Annotated in this window: 14 protein-coding genes and 1 pseudogene; 1 reads left to right on the top strand and 14 read right to left on the bottom strand. The window is 55.0% G+C overall.

Annotated features, from left to right (window positions below; genetic code table 11):
* Positions 1-126: 126 nt before the first annotated feature.
* A pseudogene (locus tag AACY52_RS25370) lies at positions 127-381 on the top strand (transposase); the annotation flags it as partial.
* Between the two features lie 169 nt (positions 382-550).
* On the opposite strand, the gene AACY52_RS25365 reads toward AACY52_RS25370, so the two are convergent.
* From AACY52_RS25365 to tssF, 14 genes are all read right to left on the bottom strand, one after another.
* Complete coding sequence (locus AACY52_RS25365) at positions 551-847, bottom strand: DUF6388 family protein (protein WP_339560944.1); 297 nt, start codon at positions 845-847, stop codon at positions 551-553.
* A gap of 137 nt (positions 848-984) precedes the next feature.
* Entirely contained in the window at positions 985-4,113 is a 3,129-nt protein-coding gene (locus AACY52_RS25360) for a response regulator (protein WP_339560943.1), read from the bottom strand.
* Positions 4,110-8,060 carry a type VI secretion system protein gene (locus AACY52_RS25355; protein WP_339560942.1) on the bottom strand — a complete coding sequence of 1,317 codons (3,951 nt, stop codon included), beginning with the start codon at positions 8,058-8,060 and terminating at the stop codon, positions 4,110-4,112. Before AACY52_RS25355 ends, AACY52_RS25360 begins: the two co-directional genes overlap by 4 nt.
* A complete protein-coding gene (locus AACY52_RS25350; protein WP_339560941.1) occupies positions 8,061-8,729 on the bottom strand; it encodes a DotU family type IV/VI secretion system protein in 669 nt (222 codons plus the stop codon). It abuts the gene before it with no gap.
* Entirely contained in the window at positions 8,726-10,111 is a 1,386-nt protein-coding gene (gene tssK, locus AACY52_RS25345; protein ID WP_339560940.1) for a type VI secretion system baseplate subunit TssK, read from the bottom strand. The genes AACY52_RS25350 and tssK overlap by 4 nt, the downstream gene beginning before the upstream one ends.
* Positions 10,112-10,160: 49 nt before the next feature.
* Positions 10,161-10,778 (bottom strand): type VI secretion system lipoprotein TssJ, encoded by a 618-nt coding sequence (tssJ, locus tag AACY52_RS25340; RefSeq protein ID WP_339560939.1) that lies wholly within the window; start codon positions 10,776-10,778, stop codon positions 10,161-10,163.
* Positions 10,775-11,182, bottom strand: a complete 408-nt coding sequence (locus tag AACY52_RS25335) for a DUF4150 domain-containing protein (RefSeq protein WP_339560938.1) — start codon at positions 11,180-11,182, stop codon at positions 10,775-10,777. The genes tssJ and AACY52_RS25335 overlap by 4 nt, the downstream gene beginning before the upstream one ends.
* A 10-nt stretch (positions 11,183-11,192) precedes the next feature.
* Positions 11,193-11,840, bottom strand: a complete 648-nt coding sequence (locus AACY52_RS25330) for a DUF3540 domain-containing protein (RefSeq protein WP_339560937.1) — start codon at positions 11,838-11,840, stop codon at positions 11,193-11,195.
* 12 nt (positions 11,841-11,852) lie between these two features.
* On the bottom strand, positions 11,853-12,800 hold the full coding sequence (locus tag AACY52_RS25325; RefSeq protein ID WP_339560936.1) for a pentapeptide repeat-containing protein: 948 nt from the start codon (positions 12,798-12,800) through the stop codon (positions 11,853-11,855).
* Complete coding sequence (locus tag AACY52_RS25320) at positions 12,793-15,486, bottom strand: DUF2169 domain-containing protein (protein WP_339560935.1); 2,694 nt, start codon at positions 15,484-15,486, stop codon at positions 12,793-12,795. Before AACY52_RS25320 ends, AACY52_RS25325 begins: the two co-directional genes overlap by 8 nt.
* Positions 15,425-18,010: a type VI secretion system Vgr family protein gene (locus AACY52_RS25315; protein WP_339560934.1), complete on the bottom strand. Its 2,586-nt coding sequence runs from the start codon at positions 18,008-18,010 to the stop codon at positions 15,425-15,427. The genes AACY52_RS25320 and AACY52_RS25315 overlap by 62 nt, the downstream gene beginning before the upstream one ends.
* Before the next feature lie 154 nt (positions 18,011-18,164).
* Positions 18,165-20,894 (bottom strand): type VI secretion system ATPase TssH, encoded by a 2,730-nt coding sequence (gene tssH / locus AACY52_RS25310; RefSeq protein ID WP_339560933.1) that lies wholly within the window; start codon positions 20,892-20,894, stop codon positions 18,165-18,167.
* The gene (gene tssG / locus AACY52_RS25305; protein ID WP_339560932.1) at positions 20,895-21,902 is read right to left on the bottom strand and encodes a type VI secretion system baseplate subunit TssG; all 1,008 of its coding nucleotides are present in this window, start codon (positions 21,900-21,902) and stop codon (positions 20,895-20,897) included.
* Positions 21,866-23,581: a type VI secretion system baseplate subunit TssF gene (gene tssF, locus AACY52_RS25300; RefSeq protein WP_339560931.1), complete on the bottom strand. Its 1,716-nt coding sequence runs from the start codon at positions 23,579-23,581 to the stop codon at positions 21,866-21,868. Before tssF ends, tssG begins: the two co-directional genes overlap by 37 nt.
* Between the last annotated feature and the right edge of the window lie 3 nt (positions 23,582-23,584).

Raw genomic sequence — 23,584 nt, 5'->3', positions numbered from 1 at the left:
GGTAGAGGTACACTTTTTCAACTTTGGCGTCGGGGCGCATCATGACGGCGGGCTCCTGAAGGATATCGGGAGCCCAGCATCAGGCATCAAATGGCAGCTTTGAATGTGTAGACGATGGATCGCTTACGCAGTACCTACAAAAAACACGGTAAACGCAGCGCGCTGTACAAAGCGATGCGCAAGATCGAGAAAGCCAAGGCCCAGGTTCGCGCCAAGGTTGAGCATCCATTTCGAGTGATCAAGCGTCAGTTTGGTTATACGAAAGTGCGTTTCCGAGGCTTGGTGAAAAACACTGCTCAGATGGTGACGCTGTTCGCCCTGTCGAACCTTTGGATGGCGCGTCGATATTTGCTCTCCAGCGCAGGAGAGGTGCGTCCGTAATGAGGGAAATAGCTGCTGCGAGGAGCGTTCAGCGGAAAAAATGGATGGAATAGGCGGCAGACGTGATCGGTTTTGAACGGCTGCCGTTTTTTGAAAGCGCCTATGGCTCAGCAGTCGAAAAATAGCGGCCTACTTCAGACTATCCCTAAGCTTTGAAAGCTAAAAACCATTAAAGAAGTCTGTCGTTGCTAATAGCATCGGCATCATAAAAACGCCCCTCACAACGTAGCGCCGATACGTCTAAACCAGAATCCTCCACAATTTTAAGCTGATAGTCCCAAGGAGATATACACCTACTATCTGCTTCCTTTTCCAGTTCCAGGGCAATCTTTATGAAACGTAACTCCTGCTTGGTTAAACCTCGCTCTTTATCATCCACAATAATAGATATTTCGCGCTCTAGATTTGGCCTTCCGGACACGAATATCTGGAAGGCTAGTTCGGTCAGCTGGCACCTGGTCATCATCAACTCCCCCTTTCAATAACTTTGCCTTGCGTAGTAACTGGCAGCTTTGGTCAGGCGCTATATAACTCGCACACTTAATACAAAACTGAAGCTTCTGCCATATACGCTTTGCAACAAGTAGCTCCTGTTTTTTGCTATTAAAGAATCTGATAATTGAGGCGCAAATTTTGATACACTTTTAATTGTTTCAAAGCGCCTAGAAGTGCTGGATAATCAGAATTAAGTGCTGCAACTTCGACCGTGTCGGCAAGCGCTTCCAACTCCAGCTCACCAAACTGCCCTGCACTCCCCTTGAGACTATGAGCCGTTCGGGCCGCCTCGATATATTCGGTCGCCGCAACAGCCTCCTCCAGACAAGCCAGCAAACGCTTACAATCCTCGTTGAACAAACGTTGTAACCGAGGTGCACGCAAAGTCGCCAGGCAATCCTCCGACACTAACTCAACCGCGGGCTCTTGCGCGGTCGACTCACGCATATCCATGCCACGTTTCAACTGCAGCGTAATGACCCGGCTAATAGCGCTAAATAGCTGCGCAGGCAAAACCGGCTTGGCCAAGTAGTCATCAGCCCCGGCTTCAAGGAAACGCTCGCGGTCACCGCTCATTGCATTGGCAGTCAGAGCAATAACCCATACCTCATCGTTGAGCACTTCAATGCGGCCCGAACGCAGGCGACGGATCGTCTCCATCCCATCCAGACGAGGCATCTGACCATCCATCAGGACCACATCAAAAACACGCGAAGCAAGGATCTCCAAAGCTTCAACACCGTCAGAAGCCAAGCTGACCCGATGACCAAAACGTTCAAGGAGTAACTTCGTAATTTGCCGGTTAGTGGCTATGTCGTCGACCACCAACACATCCAGGCTATAGGCGTGACAATCAAGAGAACTCAACGGTGACGGAACATCCTGAACGGCAGGCGTAGCACCACTCTGCACCTCACATAACGTGCGGTAGAGTTGCTGCCGTCGTAACGGTCGAGTCACACAAGCAGCTAAACCGTGACGTCTTAGGTCATCATGAGACGGTACCGACTCACCAAGGGCGACCATCAGTATCAAGCGCGCCCCGGTCAGACTGACATCCACACGGCATTGTTCAGCAAAAGCCAACCCGTCGATCATGGGCAATCGATAATTGACCAACACTAGGTCAAATCTGGCGTCCTGCTGCGCCCGCTGTCTCATTAACTGCAACGCATCCTGGGCTGAACTGGAGCCTTGGCAGAAAATCCGCCACTGACCAAGGATACCAATCAGCGCCTCGCGCTCTTCACTATGCTCATCTACTACCAGAATGCGCAGCCCCCACAATCGCGAGTCGTCTGCCTGAGGAGTGGGGCAATCTGGCAATGGCAGGAACAGGCTGAAAGTCGACCCCACTCCTACTTCACTCTGCAATTGAATTTTTCCGCCCATCAGTTGAGCCAGACGCCGACTGATCGACAGGCCCAGGCCTGTGCCACCAAAATGACGGGTAGTCGAGGCATCGGCCTGACGAAAGGCATCGAACACCGCCTCCTGCGCCTGCTCGGCGATACCAATACCTGTATCAATGACTTGAAAGCCCAATAGTTGCCCATCCGACCGCCAAGCCACTAGACGAATATAGCCGCTGGTCGTGAACTTTACCGCGTTGCTCAGTAGGTTAAGTAAGACCTGCCGCAGTCTCCAGGGATCGCCAAGAACGTGTGTGGGCACATTGCTGGCAATCTGGCAAATCATCCGAAGGCCCTTCTCTGCTGCACGCGACGCCAGAAGTTCTACGACCTCCTCTAGTACTTCTATAAGGTCGAATTCAATAGACTCAAAGCTGAGGCTTCCTGATTCGACCTTGGAAAAGTCGAGGATATCGTTGATCAGGGCCAGTAAAGCTTCAGAGTTTTCTCGGATCACCAGAACAAAATGCTGTTGCTGCGCGTTCAGGGCTGTATCGGCCAGCAGATGATTCATCCCTATCACGGCATTCATAGGAGTACGAATTTCATGACTCATATTGGCCAGGAATTGCCCTTTTAGCAGGTTCGCCTGGTCCGCCGCCTCACGGGCCGTCCGTAATTCGTGAGTGCGCTCACTAACGAGGTTCTCCAGCCCGGCTTGCTGGGTTTGAATGGCGTCAAGCAACTCATTATAACTAGCGGCAAAGAGCCCCAACTCGTCCTCACGCGCCACAGGCAGACGCAGAGAAAGATCGGTTCCGGTGGCGGTAAGTTGGATCGACCGGGCAAACCCTGCGAGAGGTAGGGCAAGTTGACGCCGCAGTACCAACAATAAGCCCAGAGCGAGTAACACAAATCCGATAACAGCAAATGGGATTTCGCCGAGAATCAGACGCAATGCTTCGGTCCGCAAGCGGTCTTGTGGATACAGAGAGACCAGATACCAGTCCGGTTGACTCAAATGAGCAATAACCGCAGGCACCCTATTAACTATGGAGACCTGAGGAAAGTCAGCAGCGGGATCAAGGCCTGTTATCAACTTATTTAACGTAGCTTCAGAAATGTCATCCAGACTATGTTGGGATAGATCGGCAACTCGCCTGCCATCGCGGTCGAGCAACAGGCTTGCGTGGGAGTCCAACAACTTCTCGATACGTGTCAGACGCTCATCCAGTTTCAGCTCATATCCGGCTATCAGCAGCGGCTTACCTTGAGCATCACGAGACACTGCGATAATGCTCAGAATCTGACGATTAATACTTTTTTCGTAGTGCGGACCGTCCCAGATCAGTGCCGGTCCGCTATTGCTCAGGCGCGCAAATAGCTCACGCAAGTACTTTGCACGGGCTGCGGAAAAGGCATGCGGAATATCCGGCTCAGTTGAAAATGCGGCACCGGCGCCCGGAAAGTAGAAAAACGCATCAACAATCATTGAGTGACCCGCTACACCAAAAGCCTCCGCGGCTGCAGCAGCATGGGCAAGAAGACTAGCTTGGACGAGATGTTTGTCTTCTACTACGGTCGGGTCAAGAACCCAGGACATATTGCTGCGCTGAGTGATCGTGGAATCCAACTTCTTGGCATCACCGTTGTTCCATAGAAGAACTAAACGGCGCACCCCTTCTTCTGCATCGCGAAAATCATCATCATTGACGGAGGTGAGCAGCCGCAGGCGTTGGCTCAGATTATCCAGCTCCTCGCTCTGCAACTGCTCATAAGTGCGCCAGGCGCTGAGACCAGCGGCCCCCCCCCAACTCAGTGAAAGGACTAACGCAAGTAAACAAGTGATTCTCAACACCAGTGAATTGCGCCAACCGCTAATCACTGGGCTGAACCATTCAAGAGCGCATTTACGCCTCGGTCTATTCTCCCTTGAACATTGAGTTTCACCGATATCTCAGTGAGGGCCTTCTGCGCCGCGGCATTATCGGCAAGCCCCACCACCAGCAAGCGCTGGAAGGGCTGCCCGCCCGGGGTTTTCACCAACTCCCTACGCGTCTCGTAGTTCATTTCGCGTAAATGAGTTTCAAGCTCCTTAAGCCTCGTCTCATTGTTAAATACACCGACCTCTATCCGCAGACTGTCGACAACCTTCCGAGCGATCTCACCGGAACTATGGGTCCAGCACCAGGCAATTTGCTTCGGTGGTTGAATGCTTGCCAAACCTTGTTGCTCCGGGGAACCGCTAGCAGCCACGCTAACCGCTTGCGCAGCAGCCTGGGTGTCGATACTAGCCAGTTCTTCGTCGATGCTTTTGAGACGATCGTTAATCTCAGTGATCTGCATTTGTAGCTGATCAGCCTGCGCATAGTTATCGAGCAGCGTCTTCTCACCCTGTTGACGGTATGTCAGTTGAATCTGCGTCAGATTTTCACTGCCCATGATGTCGCGCTGATTGGGAAAATCATCAGGTGTGAAGGTATGTTGCCCCCCGCTGAAATTACGTAGGAATTCAACAAAGGCTTGTGGACCGGTCCAGTGTCGGACCAATTTGAAGTCTGAGAACACCACCTCCAATGCGACGTCAGTGCAGTTACCTGGCGCCCAGACAAAACTGGCACTGGTTGGAAAGTTGTAATTTTCCAGCACCGTCGAGCGACCATTACACTGCATGGTCAGGCGAGTCTGCTGTGGCAGTTGTCGGGCGCTGAGATTGACCTGCGAAGGCGTGGCTGACAGCTCTACTACCGCAGCAGTAGCCTGCATCAGGACGAGTTTCTGCTGCAACTCAACCTGCTGCGCCTGCAGGGCCTTTTGTTCGATACCCAGCGACTGCTTTTCTTGCTCCTGCGCAGCCTTCATTGCCAGGCTCTGACGCTTGGCGCTGGCAATGTCGTTCTGCGCATGTTGCATGCGACTAACGTAAGAATAGAAAGCACCGGTCAATGGCACATTCACTCCCAACGCTTCACGTGGTGCATAGCGCTGAGCATCGCGCTCGACAAAAGTCTTCACCGGGCCATTCATGAATGCGGGAAGTTGACCGCGGTCACCATACAACTGCTCATTGATGATTACCGGATCCTGCACGCCATTAATGGCGCTCAATAACTGGCCATTCCAGTCACGTTGCAACTGACAGGCAGCAATCTGTCCAGCGTAATGCACACTGAAATCCAATGAGCCCGTCGCCAGACCCCAGACCACGTCCTCGCGAGGGTCCAAGCCACGTAGCTCCTGGATCAACTTATCGCGGGCTGCCCACGCCTGCCACAGCTTGGATGCCTTTACAGAAGGATCGCTACCATAGCCCCACCCATCAAGCGCTACCTGAAATGCCTGGGCATCACTCTTCTGCAAGTCGCCAACGATATCTCTGATTAGCTGCTGAAACTGAGCCAGGGACCTTGCCTGAGCCAAATCCTGGCGAACCTGATTGACGCCCTCAGAGACAGAATCGCCATTGGCGAGGCCCTTGAGTACATCGCCGCCCAAAGAATTGGTGACCTTCAGATTGTTCAAGGCACCGATTTCGCTGTGCAAATCGTTATTCTTGGCCAATTTGAGTAGGCGGTCGATGTTTACTGCACTTGCTGCCCAAGAACTGCGCTGGCTCACTGGAATCAACTCGAAACGTTTGGCAGTCCGGTGCAACAACTTAAGGAACGGATCGTTAGCAGTACCCACCACACTCAACGCCTGCTGCCAGTCGCTTTGTCCTTCCAGACGGGTCTGGGCACTCAGTAAGAAGCGTTGAATGAACTGGTACCAGGCATTTTGAGTGTCCTCCTGATACTGCGATAGGAATCGTTCTCGCTGTCTCTCCCACAGGTGCTGGTCTCGGCTGGCACGCCCAATCTCTTCGATGAAACCAAGAATCGCGTTATGTCCCTGCAATGTATAGGCGCTGGATAACTCTAAGTCAGGGTTGGAGTTGTCGCTCCAATACTCACTCAAGCGCATTGGCGAAAGATTACTCTGCTGCTCTGCCCATGCGGTCAACCAGGTCTGCGGTCGGCTCTCCAACCCCATACTGCCCAATAACCCCAACAAAGCAGCACGTTGAGACTGTAACTGGGCGAAATCATTATCCCAAGCCAGATAAGAAGCATAACTGCTGCCGACCGTAGCCATCTGCGATGGACTGACCTTATCTTTCGGGGCGTATATCTGGTATAGCAAACCCAATCCCAGCCCTGGGGTTGGCATCTCTGCCATCGCAGAGTTGCTCAATCGCGCATCAAGTAAATTAATACGGCGCACCAAAAATTCGGCGTAGGCAGCGATCTGCTGTGAGTCACCGCTGGCAAGGGCTGCACCCAGATTCTGAGAAAGCACCCCATCAAACATAGGCTCCCGGACCTCGTGGTTGAACAGCCTCACGTACTCCTCGCGATAGTGACTCTGGACATTAGAGATGTGCCGGGAGAACGGTAGAAGGCTGAGCCATCCTCCTTGTTCTTTGTCTGTCATATTAATGATTGATTGGCGGAACCGGCGCAAAGCATCCAGATCGGTTTCCAGCCCGCCGTCGAACTCGGCTACTTTTGGCGGTTCGCTCAGAGCATCATTAATAACATTACTGGTATGACGCTCGGCGTAAACCAGTAAGACTGCAACACCAACACAGGCTGACAGCCAAACGATGACTGCCAAATGGGCAAACAGTCGACGCCAGCGATGCCAACTGTCAATAGGTTGATAAGCATGACGCTGCTGCGGCAGCAATAAACCCAGCAAATCATGACTGAACCAACCCTCGCGCCGGCCCTGCTCATCTGTGCCCTGAGCGGTGAGGAACAGGCCCCTCAGCAACGGCGGTTCACTATAGGGGTTGGCGCCAAAAACAGGCAGAAGTAGCTTGTCCAATCGCAGGCGCAGGTCGGCAACACGCTCTGGCAGTCCGAATGCATGTTCATCGGGCAGACCACTGAGGCCCAACTCGATACGAAGGTCCGACAAGCGTTGACAGAGCCCCTCAAACACTTCATCGAGAAACGCTGGCGCCGCATGCTCGGTGTTCTGGCTGAGCAAGCCGAACGGCTGCTTACGCTGCTCAGGGCTCAGGGCCGACGCCCACTGGCTGAAACCGCTCACGGCGTCCGCGCCGGTAATGATGAAATACACCGGTAACCGCGCGCCAAATACCTTAACCAGATCATCCAGACGTTGGCGCAGGTTTCGCCCAAGTTCAGCCAGCCTCTCATCGGTATCACTGAGTAGACGACTGCTATCAATAACCAGAAGCACACCATTTAGAGGCTCACGCCGCCTGGACCGCAACATCCAGTAGAGCAAGCGCTTCCACTCTGCACTGGCAGAACCATGACCTTCGACCACCCGCCCTGCGGGGTCAATCATTACACTGCGTTCCAGGAACCACCAATCCAGCGTGTCTGTTGGTTCCACCACATTGCCGAGATCGGCGGAACGCATGGCCGAGGTCAATCCGCTATTGGCTAAGAGACTGCTTTTACCACTGCTGCTCCCGCCGAGCGTCAGAAACCAGGGCAGAACGTACAGAGGCGAACCCAGGCGACTCAGACGAGACTGTCGCAGCAAGCGAATCCCTGAAGTCCAGTCGCGATCGATATTGGGGGCGTGATCGGCGCGATTTTCCGGCCGCTCGTCACTCATTCGCATACGCAGGCGCCAAGCGTACCAGCGTCTACCGACCCAGCGCACGACCATGACCGAGCCAATGATGCCGACAAAAATCAACGGCACATACCACAGTGGCCAGCCCTGATAGAGCACAACACCCCAGATAAGTAACGCAAGCACCGCCAGCAGCGCCATCCACAACAAGAAAACCCCCGCTTTCTTGAGCATTCAGCGAATCTCCAACAATTGACTGACCTGATGGCTCAGAGACAAATCGAAACTTAGATAAAGGCCACCCAACAACAACAGAGGGATACCGATCAGCATCGCCAGCGCGATACCCGGCAATCTGCGACGAACCATACGCGCGCGTTGTGGCAGAGCGCCTTCTGGCTGCCTAAACAGACCGCCTGAGATATCCAGCGGAGCGATCTTGTGATCCAGGATGATGCGTTCCAGACATTGACGCCGATACTGCATCAGTTCGCCACCAAGACGCGTGGCATATTTCCCTTGAAAACCACTGAGCAGAGCCAGGCCAAAAACCTCTCGGGCGTCTTCAGCTGCCTCTGGTAACGCCTCAAGGCGTTGGAAGAATTCAACACCGGCGCGGCTGGTAGAAAAATAATGGCGCTGCAATGGCGTTCTACGCCATTGGCTGGCGCCCTGCCAATCAAGCGACATAGCGCTTTCATCGATCCAGGCGACCACAGCGAACAACGCTTCACGGATCTGAGCTTCACTGAACTGACGCTCCCTCGAACGGGTGGTAGCACTATCAAGCAGAGCAATCAGCGTCGGCGCGAGGCTGTCGTAGGTCTGCATGGGATCGGCCAGGCCACGCTTGGTCGCGTCGAAAGCCGGCATCCAGAGATGAGCAAGACGATAAGTGCTCATGAGCGCACCACCACCAGTTCCACAATCAAATCACCGGGAATATCAGGCAGGAAGAATGCCGCCTGGCGCCCGCTTTGTATCTCTTCCCAGGCATCACTAAGGGTTTCCACACGGAAATAGAGGGCCCCGGCAATCCTTGGCAAACCTGCCGGCGGCACTTGCAGATAGACCAATTCGACACCCGGCAATGACCGATTGACCAGGCCATCCATAGCGCCAAGAGCGCCGAGTTTACCGTCACGCGGGAGGCTTTCAGACAACCACACCGGGTCGCTCTCGCTGCGCGCGACCAGGAAATAACGATGGCGCAAGCCAAAGAATGCCTCTGGCAAATCACTCTGGTAAAAGCCGTCGTGCAATTGGAGACGCACCAACAGCTCCGAGCCGATACTGATTTCGTTCAGTTGCTGACCAATTAACTTGACCAGGCTGATGATCGACGCGCCTGCATCTTCATGCTTGTAGGCAGGCACCAACTGGCGTCCCTGAGGGGTTTCACCCAGCATGTCGCAGCTGTCGGAAAACAGACTCAACTCACCCACCACCTGCCGCAATACACCATACAACTGCCACGGAGAGATCTGCGGGGTCTCCAGCAGATGAGTGAGCATCGGGCCGTAGCGGTTGAGCACCGAAAGAGCCATCAGGTTGTTAGCTTGAATCGCATCAAAGTCGCCTCGACGTGACTCGCCCGGTTGTTTGAAAACCGCCAACTGACGCGCCCGACCAACCAAATCGTCGCGCACTTCACGCAAGGTTTGCAGCAGGATCCCAGACCCCGTCAGGTTAACGCACGGTGGAACAAAGCGCTGCGCCGGACGGACACGATCACCATCAGCCTCGAAACGGGCGATGGGTAACAGTTCATAGGCACTCAAATGCTTCAGTTCGTCACCCCAGAACAAACGCAACACGTAGGACATCGAGCGCACACGTGCGTCCGGTGAACTGCCAAAGCGGTCGCCAATCACTTCCGGGTCAGCGGTTACAGCAAAACGCGCCTCGGCCTGGGCACCATCACTGAGGGTCTCAAACACCTGAGCATTGGCATCACCGGGCAACAGACGGCGCAAACCGACATATAGCGTACGGCCGCCACTGGCGAATTCAGCAATATCAAAGCTGCGCATTTCCAGTACCGCATTGCCTGGGTACTCAACCAGCGAGCCTTCAGCAAAACGAACCGACAGTTGATCCAGCATGCACTGGCGTGAAGCCAACGCAGGCTCGTTTATCTTTATTGAGATAAGCCCCCAAGGATAAGGGTGTGTCAGTTCAGTAGTGCGTGCCAGACTGTTTTCTATCCGTGCATCATTCTGTTGGAAGTGCTGAGGCTGCAGAAATAGCCCCTGATGCCAATACAACAATTGATCGATATTCATAAGGTTCTGATTCGGCAAAAGGGGTTGAAATGGCAAGCATGCAAAACCATCATTGTGTTACTCCCGGCAGACGCACTTCGCCTTCTGCCGGCTGCACGGGCTTGGGCTGCGCCAGGCGACTGTCCTTGCCTCGCAGTACGGCGTCGGCGCCCATCATCAAGTCAATGGCAATCGGTTGGGGGGTAGCAGTCCAGGTTTTACTGAAGAAACCGGTAGAACTCACGTCTACGCCAATCTGATACAGCTTGACACTGCGGGTGGGATCAAGGTGCGCATAGCCGGCGGCGATGCCGACCATTTTTGCGCCCTCCAGACGTGGCAACATAATGCGCCGGGTCTCTCCCGGCTGGATAAACACTCGAGTCAGGCCGATCATGTCCTTCGGCGCACTGTCCATCAGTAACAAGCTGCTCAGTTGCTGAGAGCTTCCGGTGTAGTTGGCGAAAACATTCGCCTGATCGAACTGTGTCACCACCACTAATAAATTGTGCGACTGGCCATCGTACTGATTCAGATCAGGGCTGGAAGCGAAATCCAACTGAATGGCGTTCTCGGCATAGTCCCACTTAAGTTGGGTCAAGGCTTTCTGTTGGGGCGTAAGCTCTTGACCGCTACAGCCAATGAGCGCCATGCATAATCCCAGTAATGCAAAGAGTCGACTATTCATTCAAGTACCAAAACCTCTGTCTGGCTCGGCGCAGCGACGATACCCATCGTATTAGGCGGCGATCCGTTGTGTGAGGTCTGACAAGTCACGCGCACTGCGGGCTTACCGCCGACCATCACCATCGCACTGCCATCGATAAACGCCATCTCGCCCATAATTTTAGAACTGACCACGCCCCCGGCGACGCCGGCCTGATCGCCATTGCTAAGAATGACTTTGCTCATAAGATTCATGGCGGGCATCGCCGCAACCAACACCTCAGGCACTAAACCGCCTGGATCAGCCATACTGGTTTCCGCAATATTGGGATAGGGCATCGGTATCGGCCCAGCCGGACTGGGTGTCTTACATACGTCGGGGACAGTGGAATTGGCCATGGCCCCACCGTTGTTAAGCATGAACATCTAATACTCCCTAACCCAGTTTTATGCGTTCGCCACTGAGCGCGACCGTAACTTGCGCAAACAAATCCAGTGTTTCGCCAGACAAACTCCAATCCTTCTCAACGCACTGGCGCATGGACCCGGCGCTCACGTCTTCATGCCCCTGAATCTTGCGTCGGCTATCGCCATACTCGGCAGTGTGCTGCACCGCCTGCTCTGTGTGGTACAACGCACTTTCGTTGTGCTCCAGCCAGTGGCTGTCGAGTTGTTCCCCGCCCACCTGCAGGGCGCCCAACGCTAACTGCCCCTGGTCAATTATTGCATTCAAGTACCGAGCCTGAACCGCAAGACTCGCTCCGGCATTCAACACGACGCCATCACGGGCTTCGATACTCAAAGCTCCGGTCGGCAGGTTCAGATGCAGGTCACCAGAGACCCGCAATTCCGCCACCTGGGCCTGGCTACGCTCCAGAACGCTTAGAATGTAACCTTCATTGCCGACCACTGAGACCAAAACGCTATCACCCACGGCAGGTTGCAGGAGGCATCCGAGGGCAGGCTTGAGCCAATATCGATAACCTTCAGCACTCACCAAACCAAAACGCTCGCCGTCGAAAGCATTGATCCGCGCATGACGCAACGTTGCGGGACTGTCCATAACTTGCAAGAGCTCGTTCATTTAAGTAACTCCTTATAAAGTTGGGGTCCAGCGTTGCGCCGCCAGGCGCTCGCCATCGGTGGCTCGGACCGCTTCAAGTTCCGCTTGCCGCCAATCGCAGTCAGTCAGGTCAGCATCATGCAAATCGGCGCCCTGTAAGCACGCTGCTACAAATGAACTGCGGGCTGCGCGCACTCCACGAACACTGGCGTATCGCAGCGAGGCCCGATCGAACACGGCCTCAGTCAGGTCGGCCTGATCCAGGTTAGCCATGTCCAGTTGAGCACCACTGAAGTCTGCCTGTGGAAAACACGCCTGGCTGAAAATCGACTTCGACAATACCGCCTGACAGGCGCGTAAGCCCACGCCCTGGCAGCGGTAGAAAGAGGTGGAAAGACTGTTCACACCCGTGAAATCGGCACCCGTGAGGGTGGATTCATCGAAAGCACACTGCTGCAAATGAGCACGAGCAAAACAAGCGCTAACCAGCGTACAACCCGTCAATCGCACTTGCTCCCAACGCACATCTTCAGCATTGAATTCGGCCAACTTGCAATCAGCCCACTGGCATCGCTGCATCTCTGCCCGCGCCATATCGGGCGCCCTGAAAGACCCTTCGATTATGGCCAGGTGACGCAGGCTGGCTTGAGCAAAGATCAACCCGTCGCCGGTACAGCGCAGCCAGCGCCCCCCCACCAGTTTGGCGTTCGCGAAGCAAGTACGATCAACAGCACAGTCGCTCAGTGACAGACTCTGGCCGGTGCAATCACTGAAATCCGCGTCCTGTAATTGGCAATGATCCCAACGGCAGCCGTTGAGATTCGCTGCGCGAAAGCACGCACCTCGGGCATCCACCCGCTCAAACCGCGCACGAAGCAAGTCGACTCCAGAGTAATCGCCACCCGCCAGCGATAGATCGCGTAACGGCTGCCCCTTGACGAGCAGAGCCTGTAATTGTTCAACACTCAAGACATCAGCCATTTGCCAGATCCTCCTGAAGACGGCAACCAGTCAACAAGGCCCCGTCCAGGCGTACATCAGCGCCACGAACGCCCTCGGTAAAAGCTGCATACAAGTTGCTGCTACTCAGGTCGGCCTGTTGCAAATTGACCTTGCGCAGACGCACATCCATCAGGTTCGCCCCCACCCAACTGGCTTTGGAAAGGTTGCTTCCAGTGAAGTCGGCAGCGCATGCCGACAGGTGATAACCATTTGAGTCGGTCAAATCACACCGCGATACCAATGCTGAATCCAGCCGCGCCTCGACCAAGCTTGCTCGCGGCAATGCCGAGAACTGCAAACTGGCACCGCTTAGATCAGATTTATCCAGACGGATATCCGGAAATTGACAAGCCTGATCAATCCGCCAGCCCTGCATCTGGCACTCAGAAAGGTCCGCAGCCTGCCCGTGAGTCTTTGACCAACTGGCGCGACGCAATTCGCTGCCACGCAAGTCGACGGCATCAATCCGGCAATCATGCCACTGCGAGTTGTTCATGAACGTCCCTTGGCCTTGCAGGTTGGCGAGATCGCAGCGCTGCCAGCGTGCGCCTTCGAACCGGGCCGCCTTAAAACTGGCCTTGGTCATGGTGCAGTCGCTGAACTGGGCACGGCTCATGTTGGCACGCTCAAGCGCAGCACCGTTCCAATCAGACGTCTGGGCATTCAGGCCTTCGCCACTAACATCGTTCAATTGCGCGGCATTCAGGTTACAGCGCTGGAACAGGCTTCTCGTCAGCTTCGCCGCATCGAGCTGCACCTCAGTGAAGTCGCAATCGGTGAAGGTACAATTCTGCAGATCAGCCCCCTCAAGACAGCAACCCTTGAGCTTGCATGTCTCGAAGAAACAACTCTCGAACTGCCCGGCCCGAAGATCCAGACCACTCAGATTCAGCTCCTTGAAGCGTTCTCTGGACAGCACTTCGCCTTCGTCATGACTCGCTTGCAGGAGCTCTCGGGTCCAGACCCGCCGAGGCTTGATTGCGGGCAGGTTTGTCGTGGCAGGCCTGGCCGCATCAATGGCAGCCTTGACTGAATCCGTAGCGGCCTTGACCTGGGCCTCAATATTGTGACCTCTATTTATTGCTTCCTGGATCTGTGCCCTATATTTGACCTTCTCTGCCTCCGATATGGACAAGCTGTTCACCATTGCAACCGGGTCGGGGTGAACAGGTTTCATATTTGCGGCCATGGCATACAGGCTCTTGGCATCAGTGCCAATGTGTTTAGCTATTTGCTCAAGTTGCCGATGCCCCTCCTCCTTGCCCTGAGCGATTTCTTTTTCAATCTCCGCCTTCAACGCAGCACTATCAAACGGCACAGCAGGCGCGCGCGGCGCAGCGGCCAAAGCGGCCAGATCAGGGGCCTTTAACTTGAGCGTAGCGCTGTCATCGACGGTCTTGCCAACCCGCGCGGCAATCTCCTGCGCCCCTGCCAGCACCTGCGCCTGCTGGACAGCAAAATGCTCATAGGCGGCATCAAAAGCCGCTTGCATTTTGGCCATCGCTTGAGCAGGGTCGAATGCAGGAGGTGGTGGCGGTGGTTCCACAACGGCCTTCACCACCGGCTGCGGCCATAACTCAGCGGCCCATTGTTCGGTACTACGCTGCGGATCAGCGGCGCGCTCACAGCCGACAGCCAACGCAGCGACGTCTTCGCCATCAATGTCCTGGACCGCAATGTCACAGCGATACAGCAGCAGCACTCGCTCGACATCAGGAAACAACCAGACCGTATCCAGGTCCAGCAGTGCCTCTTCAGGCGTGCCCTCTGTCACTACCCGGCGCACTAGCAAACGCGGGCGCAAGCCAGGCAGACGCCCCTGCAAAGTGTCACGTTCAGGGTGCATGCCACTTGCACTCCAGGCCTCGTCGCCTCGCCAATAGTCGCTGTAACACTGATCCTGGGCCACCTCGTCGAACCAGCGCGGATCGGTATCAAGCGGCAGAAATGGCGCCCGCAGGCGCTGCCAATGCTCGTCGCAGGACCCCATAAACTGCAGCCGCTCGCGGGACTGCATCGGCAACGGTAGGAAGCTGGCCAGCTCCTGAGGCTCATCCGGCCCGCGCAAAGCCACCAGCTTGCCCTCGATCTGCGCCAGCGCCAGCCCATCAACCGGGCCACCCGCACCAGCATGGCCCATGCCCTCTGGATTATCCGCATATTCGGGGCCGCCATAGGCGTGCTGCAGATCCAGCGCCAGTGATTGCAAGGGGTCACCAGGCTGCATCGTCCAACCCAATACACCATGCTTCCAATAACGTGGTGGGTAGACATATAGAGTTTTGCGCAAAGCTCCCAGACTGACCTGTACCGACATACCATGGCGCTGCCCATCATGAAGTGCGTGAGCAGTGCCGTGAACAGCAAAACTGCCACGGCTTTTCTTCAAAAAACGATCGAAGGACTCCTCACCGAAACGCTCGGCCAACCAGGGTTGGGCCTGCTTAGGGGCCAGAACCTGCATCACCGGGTCGTATAGCAACCCAACGGTGATGACTAGACGCGGCCCATGGGCATCTCGCTGACGAGCTATGGTCAAGAGGCTCGCTGCGTTGTAGTTGAGCCGCATGCTAAATTCACTCCTAATGAGGACAACAGGACGATTACTCAGGCACTTGTGTTGCAGCATCTGTTGCAGCATCTGCATCGCGACGGAGAAGTTCAAACCCTGCTTCCGTTGTTGTTACTCCGGCCATTGACTCAGCTGCGGCAGGATCTGGAACAGGAAATTCGGAGAGTGTCCCAAGTATAGGACTAGTAGCTTTTAAGTTCGCAAAAGAACCTGATTCAGCGACGACTTGACCCATTGTGGTGATACCAGCCTCCGAGTTCAACGCCCCAATACAACTTATTCCTCCTCCCACCGTCAACTTACCTTCAATGACCACATTCCCTTTAAGTGTAATAGTCGGCGCAGCGATATATGCCTCTTTTGCATTCAGAGCAATAATTGAAAAGCCGACACAATTCTGAATATATATTTCAGCCGTCACAACATAAGTACCACTTGTTTCCTTGCGCGCCACAGTCTCATTCACGGAAGCGCATATCTTATTGTGTTGAACCAAGACAACATCTTCAGTCTTAGCAACAACCTTCTTATTTTCTTTGCCGTACTTCCTGGTTATCACGTTCGCTGCGTATTCATGAATCGCACCGCCCAGCTTCCATGTCGTCGCCGCCCCCACAACATTTAGTTCAACTTTAGTAGCACATAGGCTGGCGGAAACCTGAGAAGCAGCGGTATTAGTCTCAACAAGCATTCCATTGATCTTATTATAATTCGTCATACCTGTTAGCAAGTTTGTCGATGAAGTTTTACTTTTCTTTAATTTAGAAGGATCCGCTGCAGCCGGTGCCGGCGCTCCTGCCCCTTCCGACGCTCCCGAGGGCGGCCCCGCACCTTCCGTATTGGCATTTGAGCTTTGTATGCCGGACTCCGCATCATCACCTATCGGCATTATTTTTTTAGAATAAATTCCGGAAACCTCTTGATGAAACGAAGAGGAAGCCAACCCCATGTGCGAATTAGTGGACAACTGCGCACCGGTTGCACCATTCTGTCCTAGCGTCAAACTGGTATTACCCGCAGGCGCGCCCAACATCACCCGCGAGTTCACTTCATTATCGTCGATGGACAGGTAGTGCCCGCCAGGGCTCGTGAAACCACTTTGAGTCGCGTTACTTGCATTGACTATATTCGGATTTTCCGAGTTCGGCACACTGCCGGTGATGATAGGTCGGTCCGGGTCCCCGCCAATGAACGAAATCAGCACCTCTGCTCCCTTGAGCAACGGAAAGTGCATCCCATGGTTAGCACCGCTGGACATTGTAGCCATGCGCAACCACGCAGAACCGCGAGTACTTGCTTTATCACCGCGAACGAACGGAAAGATGACTTTATAGCAACCATGTTCGTTGAGTAACGGCTGAGTACTATTATCGTCACCATCGATCACTGCACTGAGCAAGCCCTGAACATTTGGACGCGGGGTAATACAAGGCGCACGGAACTGTATATCCCCTGGCAGCGCGATAAAGGAGGTACTGCTACTGCCATTTCTACCCAACTTGTCATCGCCCAGACCTGGTAATGGTTGACTACCATCGTGTCGTACTTCAATCACCTGATAACCGATATTAAACGCCAGGTTTTGATGATTCAGAAGTTGCATTGGATAACCGGCGCGTACCCCCGTAGCACTGCCACTGCCATAAAATTCTCGGTGCCTGCAACCAATGGCTTGGGCTCGGCGAGTCGCCAGCCAAACACCCTCATTGTTAGAACCCAGATGCTCACCATATAGCCCGTACTCTCCTCGAAAAGCCGCAGATGCCTGAATTACGGTTCTGTGTTCGGCATCAGCGGTGCTTGGGAGGCAGGCGTCCGCCACTGAAGCTGACGCCTTCAGTTGCAACTGTGCGGCGCTGGCAGAAAAATCCTGCAAGACCACCGTGCGGCTCTGGCTTGACCGACGCAGACGGAACGAGCGGACCACCGACATTTTTTCTGCCGCCTCCAGCGTGCTATGCATCGGAAAGTAGGTCAGCGCAATCGGCACCTGTGGCTGGTAGCGCAGATCACCACACAGCACTAGCGCCTCATGATCGGCCTGCTGCTCAAAGAAATAGTAAACCCCGTAATACTCGAGCATGCGCGAGAGGAAATCGAAGCTGGTTTCCTCAAACTGGCAAGTGAAATTGACTGGGTTAAGAGCCAGATCGTCCTGGGCCAGACGAATGTCGAAGTCATAGCCCTCGGCCTCGCTGTCGCTCCCAAGCCCAGGGCCCGTACGTATCAGATCGACATCGAATAACACGGCGCGGATCAGCTCTGGAAGACTCTTATCCAACCAAATCTCAGAGAACCGCTGCTGGCGCAAAAGCGCCATGCGTGGTTCAAGTACCACACGAAAATAAAAATATTGATCGTCGCAATCCAGCTGCTCAACCTGGCTGATAACGCCGTGATAAGGATGCGGCGCTCCCATGGCATCAAACAGAGTCAAGCACGCCGGCTTCCCGAGCATCGCCTCGTCGTCCAATAACGGATTTTGAGAGGCCAGGCTCACATCAAATCGATAAGGCTGCGATATGGCCTCCTGACCCTGCCAATCCAAGACCAGCAAGGACTCAAGGGGTAATGCCGAACTGGTAAAGCTACAAAGCGGCTGGTCAGTCGAAGCCATGCTGCAACCCTCACTGCAAATCAACTAAAAAAAAGTATGCCCCGCCGCAGCGTCCAGCGCGTGGAGAGGGAGGGTACGAGCACAGATACTCGCGGGGCACGAAAATATTATGAAGAGTGGTTCAATACCTGTATCTAAGGCCTACACCTGAAACTCAAATGCCAATGCTGATATCGGCTACCTTGTCGCCCTCAGACGTCTTGGGCAGTACCGCATCCACCGAACTGATCAGCCACTCGCCCGCTTCATCCACCGTCACATGCAACTCGGCCAGCGGTCGTTGGTCTGCGACAGCACCTAGCAATACGTCAGACAGACGCGGTGTAAGGCTCTTGCGCAAGATGAAGTCAATATTACGCGCACCGCTTTCTACTTCGGTGCAACGCGCCGCAATGGCCTGCGCCACTTCCGGGGCGAAACTCAAGCGAACTTTCGAAGAGGCCAGTAGGCGTTCGCTCAGACGATTCAACTTGAGGTGCACGATGCCCGAAAGTTGTTCGCTCCCCAGGGTGAAAAACGGCACTATCGTCATCCGCGCCAACAAGGCTGGCTTGAAGTGTCGAGACAGGATCGGACGAATTTTTTCCGCCAGGGTATCGGGGTCCGGACGGCCATCCGCGCACAGGTTTTGAATTTCATCGGTGGCAAGATTGCTGGTCAGTAGCACTACGGTGTTGCTGAAGTCGATCTGCCGACCTTCACCATCGGACAGGCTGCCTTTGTCGAACACCTGATAAAAGATATTGACGACGTCCAGATGAGCCTTCTCGACTTCATCAAGCAGTACCACGGAGTACGGTCGCTTGCGCACGGCTTCGGTCAGCATGCCTCCCTCACCGAAACCCACGTAACCCGCAGGAGAACCCACCAGGCGGCTAACCGTATGTTTCTCCTGGTACTCGCTCATGTTTACCGAGATCATTGCCTGTTCACCCCCAAACAGGTGCTCGGCAACTGCCAGCGCAGTCTCCGTCTTACCGACTCCGGACGGACCAACCAGCAGGAACACGCCCAGCGGCTGCTGAGGATCGCGCAAGCCCGATTGTGCGGCCTTCAGCGTTTCAGCGATCTGCTCCACTGCAGTGTCCTGACCACGGATACGGCTCTTGATGTTCGCCGCCAAGGCCAATACGCCACCGGCGGCATCTCGCAGAACCTTACCCAGAGGCACGCCCGTCCAATCGGAAACCACCTTGGCCACGGCATCGGGGTTCACTTCGGTAAACAGCAGCGGCTCGTTACCTTGCAGTTGAGCAAGGGCGGTACGCGCCTGCTCCAATTCGGCTTGACGCTCGGCCATCGGGGCCAGTACCGAAACACCCTCCGCACCATCTGCCGGAGGCAGCTCTTCCTCTTTAAGGCTCAGTTGCTTGCGCGCCTCCAGCACACGTAAGGCAGCATCACGCTCAGCCAGCCAGCGTGCCTCTAATGCCGCCCGCCGGGTTTCGATGTCGAGCTGTTCATCGGCTATCTCGGTCAGCCGCTCATCTGGAACCGGGAACCCGTTACTAAGGTCACGCTCCAGTGCACTCAACTCACGGGCCAGACCAGACATCTGGCGCTCCATGCGTTCGAGTTCGGCCGGTTTGATGCCCAAGCCGATGCGCACCCTGGCGCTGGCAGTGTCGAGCAAGTCAACGGCCTTGTCCGGCAATAAACGCCCGGTAATGTAGCGATCGGAAAGTTCTGCGGCCGCGACAATGGCGTCGTCGCGAACGCTGACACCGTGAACCTTCTCATAATGGCCCTTTAGGCCACGCAGTATCAGTACGGCAGTCTTGACCGTCGGCTCGTCGAGCTTGACCAACTGGAAGCGTCGAGCCAGAGCGGGATCTTTCTCGAAATACTTTTTGTATTCCGACCAGGTAGTGGCGGCAATCGTCCGTAGTTCACCACGAGCCAAGGCGGGTTTAAGGAGGTTGGCAGCGTCAGAACCACCGGCAGCACCACCGGCACCGATTAGCATGTGCGCCTCATCGATGAACAAAATCACCGGCGTAGTCGAGGCTTTTATTTCCTCAATGACCGAGCGCAAGCGGTTCTCGAATTCGCCTTTGACACTAGCGCCCGCCTCCAACGCCCCAAGATCAAGGCTGAGCAACCGGGTGTTTTTGAGGAAGTCCGGGACCTCACCCTGACTGATCAGCAGGGCCAGCCCTTCAACAACAGCGGACTTACCCACCCCTGGTTCGCCGACAGCGATGGGGTTGTTCTTACGACGGCGAGCAAGAATATCGATCATTTGGCGGATTTCATCATCGCGACCAAAAATCGGATCGATGCGTCCAGCCAAGGCCTTGGCGGTAAGGTCTTCACAGAAGCGGGCAATATTGTCCTCTGCCGTCTTGGGCGCACCGGCATTGGCGATGCTGGCAGTACTGCCAGCCTGCAAGCTGTCCAACGGACCTTCGGCTGAGCCAGAGACCAGCGTCGCGAATTCGGCCGTCAAGGCATCAGCGGAGATAGCCTTGAGCATATCGCCGTAGCGCGTGCCCGCGGTGTAGTAACCCAGCCTGGAGACCAGCGCCAACAGCAACGAGCCACCGCGAATTCGACCGCTGCCGACTACCAGCGAGGCAATTAACCAGGCGTCCTGGACCCACTCGGTCAGAAGGCTAGCGAATACCGGCCGACCGGGGTTGCCGTTTTTCAGTTGAGAAAGACCGTCATCAAGCATGGCCTGCAAACGCAGTGGGTCAATCTCGAAGCGAGTGAGAATCCGTGTCATGTCAGCATTGGGATCATCGAGCAACTGACGCAGCAGGTGTTCCAGGGATATCTCGTAATGGCTTCGAGCCAGAGTCGTCCCGGCGGCGTTTTCCAATGCCTTAGTGCTGTAGACGTTAAGCCGTGCGAACAGCGGTTTAAGTTCGACTTGAATCATTTATAAAGCCCTCTCTTCGAGCATTGGTCCGTGTTCGGCTGTCAACATGAAAGTCACTTCATCCTGGGCGCTAAAGTCACCGAGCCAGGTGTCAAGGCCCAGACTTTGCCATCCGGCGCCTAAGGCTGCGCCCGGCTGATCAGACGCGTTCAAGCGCATAACCAAACGACAACGCAGTGGTGTCTGCAGATACAACTTCACCAGCCGCACCAACTTTTTATAGCGCGCCTGGCCAGGTAAAAGGGATTTGAAACTCTCGGCACTTAGGGGCCCGATACGGATGTCCAGGCTACCGCTACGGTCCATCACTTCGCGGCCGAGCAGGCTGTCCTCACCCAGCAAGCCGCATTGCAATCCCAGATAAGTACGTGCGGTACGATCAATACGCAATCGTGTTTTCACACACGGCACCACTTCCACCTCGCCGTCACTCAGTTCGGCCTGAACCAATTGCTGCAAACCCAAGGCAGAGCGCGGATATTGGTTGAACAGGCCGGCATAGCGCAGCAGGTCAGTGGACTCACTACGCTCCTCCGGTCTGGCGTCGGCAATACCGATCAGCGCCTGTAAGTGACGTAGGCTCTTGACCTCTCGCCGTTCGGTGATATCAATCCAGATTCGGTGCTTTTCCCACGCCCGAAACAACAACGGGTACAACGACGCGTGGAGTATGTCGAGAAAGTCGCGACCCGCCGAATGCCCCTGCAACTGCTCGTCGATCAGGTCTTCGGTATAAAAGGTCGGCAACGGCGAAGTGACGCCATACAGGCCGAAGAAATTGGCCTCAATGCAATAGCGACCCTCGGCGTCCTGCTTAATGTGTTCAATGTCGCGTTGCGGAAAGCCCAACCCCAATCGAGGGCGAATACGAACGTTCTCGACAAAATTTTTTTCACTGGGGAAACGCAAACGCAGCAGGCGTAAAGCCTGGAAAAAGGCGTAGTCGCGACTGTCACGCAGGAGTGGATCGGCTACATTAGCCGCTGATGTCCGATCTTCGCTGGCCATTTCAAAGTCTCGTGATTGACGCTATCGAACAGTGTGAAAGCGGTGAAGCTATTGATCGCCGTACAGGCCGAGAAAAACTCCTCAAGCACGCAACCGAACACGTAGAGGCTGCCAGGACCTGCAAAGTGATCTCCCCGGCAATCGACGCGAATCACGCTGCCCTCCACGGGCAATCCGCGAATAAAACGCCGCTCCTGGGTGACAGTGACCTTTTCGATGGCATCGATTCGACGCTGATTGGCGTCTTGCGCGCCCTCACCGATGCTCGGCAAATAAAGCGATAGCAGGCCCTGCAGATAATCGCGATCAGCCAGGCGAAAATGGTTGGCATTGAGTTGCGAGAGCATGCGCCACAGTAGTTTTTCATCGAACCTGGGCGGTTGGCAGGCCGTGATGCTACGAATGTTCTTGAACTCCAACCTGGCTGGAGTGTTTTCCGTAGGCTGGTTCAACTCACCCAAACGCAAACTTTCCGGCAACTTGCCATTAGTGCACAACAGGCCGATGGAAAGTGTCATTTCATTGAGCTCCTTGCCCTCGGTGTAAGGCAGGCTCAAGTAATGATCGTAACCATGTGCCTCAATGTTGGACGGGCGAATCCGCAAATTATAAGTATCGCGCTGAGAAAATGTATTGAACGGCTGTAGCTGCTGCTCACCCGTTTCGACGGCATAACTGTCGACCCTGAGCACCGAGTGAATACGCAGGCTCTTGCGCTGACCATGGTCGGCCGGCTGAATACGGTAGTCCGTTTGCTTATGATCGATACGCAATGGATGAGCGGCCTGATCGAACAAGTTGATCATCGGCGTCACGCCGAGCATGAAGCTGCTGGCCGATACTGCCGGAGCCCAGTCCGGTAGTTTGTCGAACATCAGACGTACGCTGAAACGCCCGCCCTTGCCGCGCTGGAGCCATTGTTTGAAGCCCGACAGTTCGACAAACAGAAACTTCTCTGGCAGGGCAAAGTATTCCTGCAAACAGCGATAGGCCGGATGTGCGTTATTGGGATAAGGCAATAACGACTTATCCGCATCAAAGCCCAAGCTGCGCAGATGCTTAGGGGGTAGCAGAGTGACCGGTTGACCTGCAGCCGAAATACGAATTTCACGCAAATTCAGTTGGAGCAGACGCATTAGCTTGCACGCATCGGCGATGCTGTCGCCGAGATAGAACGTCAGGCTATCGACATCCCAGTCCTCAGGCTTGGCCGTCGTGAAAGCAAAATCCAGAACCAGGCTCCGCTCCATTCCAATGCTGCCATCCCAACGCGTACTCAGCAATTGCAATGGCTCAAGCGACACAGGGAGGTTGCTACGAAAACGCACGCGTTGACCGTCAATCGGCACCGAAGTAACTTCACATCCGGCCTCGATTCGTATGCTTTCTTGCAGCGGTGTCCGAGGCAGAAACTGCAGGAGTGTCATGCATGGCAAAGGCTGGAGGTAATGAGGATATAGCAGTTGAGCCAGCTCCTGAATGAACTCAGGAAACTCGTCATCCAGACGCTGGCGAACCATTCCTGTGAGAAACGCCACGCCTTCAAGCAGACGCTCAACGTCAGGGTCGCTGGCCGAATCCACGCCAAGTAAAGGCGCCAGGGCCGGGTTGCCGCGGGCGAACTCGTCAGCCAGGCGCCGCAGGTGATTGAGCTCACTTTGGTAATGGTTATTGAGCATGAC

Origin of the sequence: Pseudomonas sp. EA_65y_Pfl1_P113, from assembly GCF_963970525.1 — a bacterium.
Taxonomy (GTDB): domain Bacteria; phylum Pseudomonadota; class Gammaproteobacteria; order Pseudomonadales; family Pseudomonadaceae; genus Aquipseudomonas; species Aquipseudomonas tritici.
Note: the sequence above shows the minus strand (reverse complement) of the source record. Positions and strands in the feature narration are given on the sequence as shown.

Coding starts and splice junctions, on each gene's coding strand:
- tssJ (WP_339560939.1), bottom strand. CDS start 10,778: ATGAATAGTCGACTCTTTGCATTACTGGGATTATGCATGGCGCTCATT.
- AACY52_RS25315 (WP_339560934.1), bottom strand. CDS start 18,010: ATGGCTTCGACTGACCAGCCGCTTTGTAGCTTTACCAGTTCGGCATTA.
- AACY52_RS25355 (WP_339560942.1), bottom strand. CDS start 8,060: ATGCTCAAGAAAGCGGGGGTTTTCTTGTTGTGGATGGCGCTGCTGGCG.
- tssF (WP_339560931.1), bottom strand. CDS start 23,581: ATGCTCAATAACCATTACCAAAGTGAGCTCAATCACCTGCGGCGCCTG.
- AACY52_RS25365 (WP_339560944.1), bottom strand. CDS start 847: ATGATGACCAGGTGCCAGCTGACCGAACTAGCCTTCCAGATATTCGTG.
- AACY52_RS25325 (WP_339560936.1), bottom strand. CDS start 12,800: ATGGCTGATGTCTTGAGTGTTGAACAATTACAGGCTCTGCTCGTCAAG.
- AACY52_RS25350 (WP_339560941.1), bottom strand. CDS start 8,729: ATGAGCACTTATCGTCTTGCTCATCTCTGGATGCCGGCTTTCGACGCG.
- tssG (WP_339560932.1), bottom strand. CDS start 21,902: ATGGCCAGCGAAGATCGGACATCAGCGGCTAATGTAGCCGATCCACTC.
- tssH (WP_339560933.1), bottom strand. CDS start 20,894: ATGATTCAAGTCGAACTTAAACCGCTGTTCGCACGGCTTAACGTCTAC.
- tssK (WP_339560940.1), bottom strand. CDS start 10,111: ATGAATATCGATCAATTGTTGTATTGGCATCAGGGGCTATTTCTGCAG.
- AACY52_RS25335 (WP_339560938.1), bottom strand. CDS start 11,182: ATGTTCATGCTTAACAACGGTGGGGCCATGGCCAATTCCACTGTCCCC.
- AACY52_RS25330 (WP_339560937.1), bottom strand. CDS start 11,840: ATGAACGAGCTCTTGCAAGTTATGGACAGTCCCGCAACGTTGCGTCAT.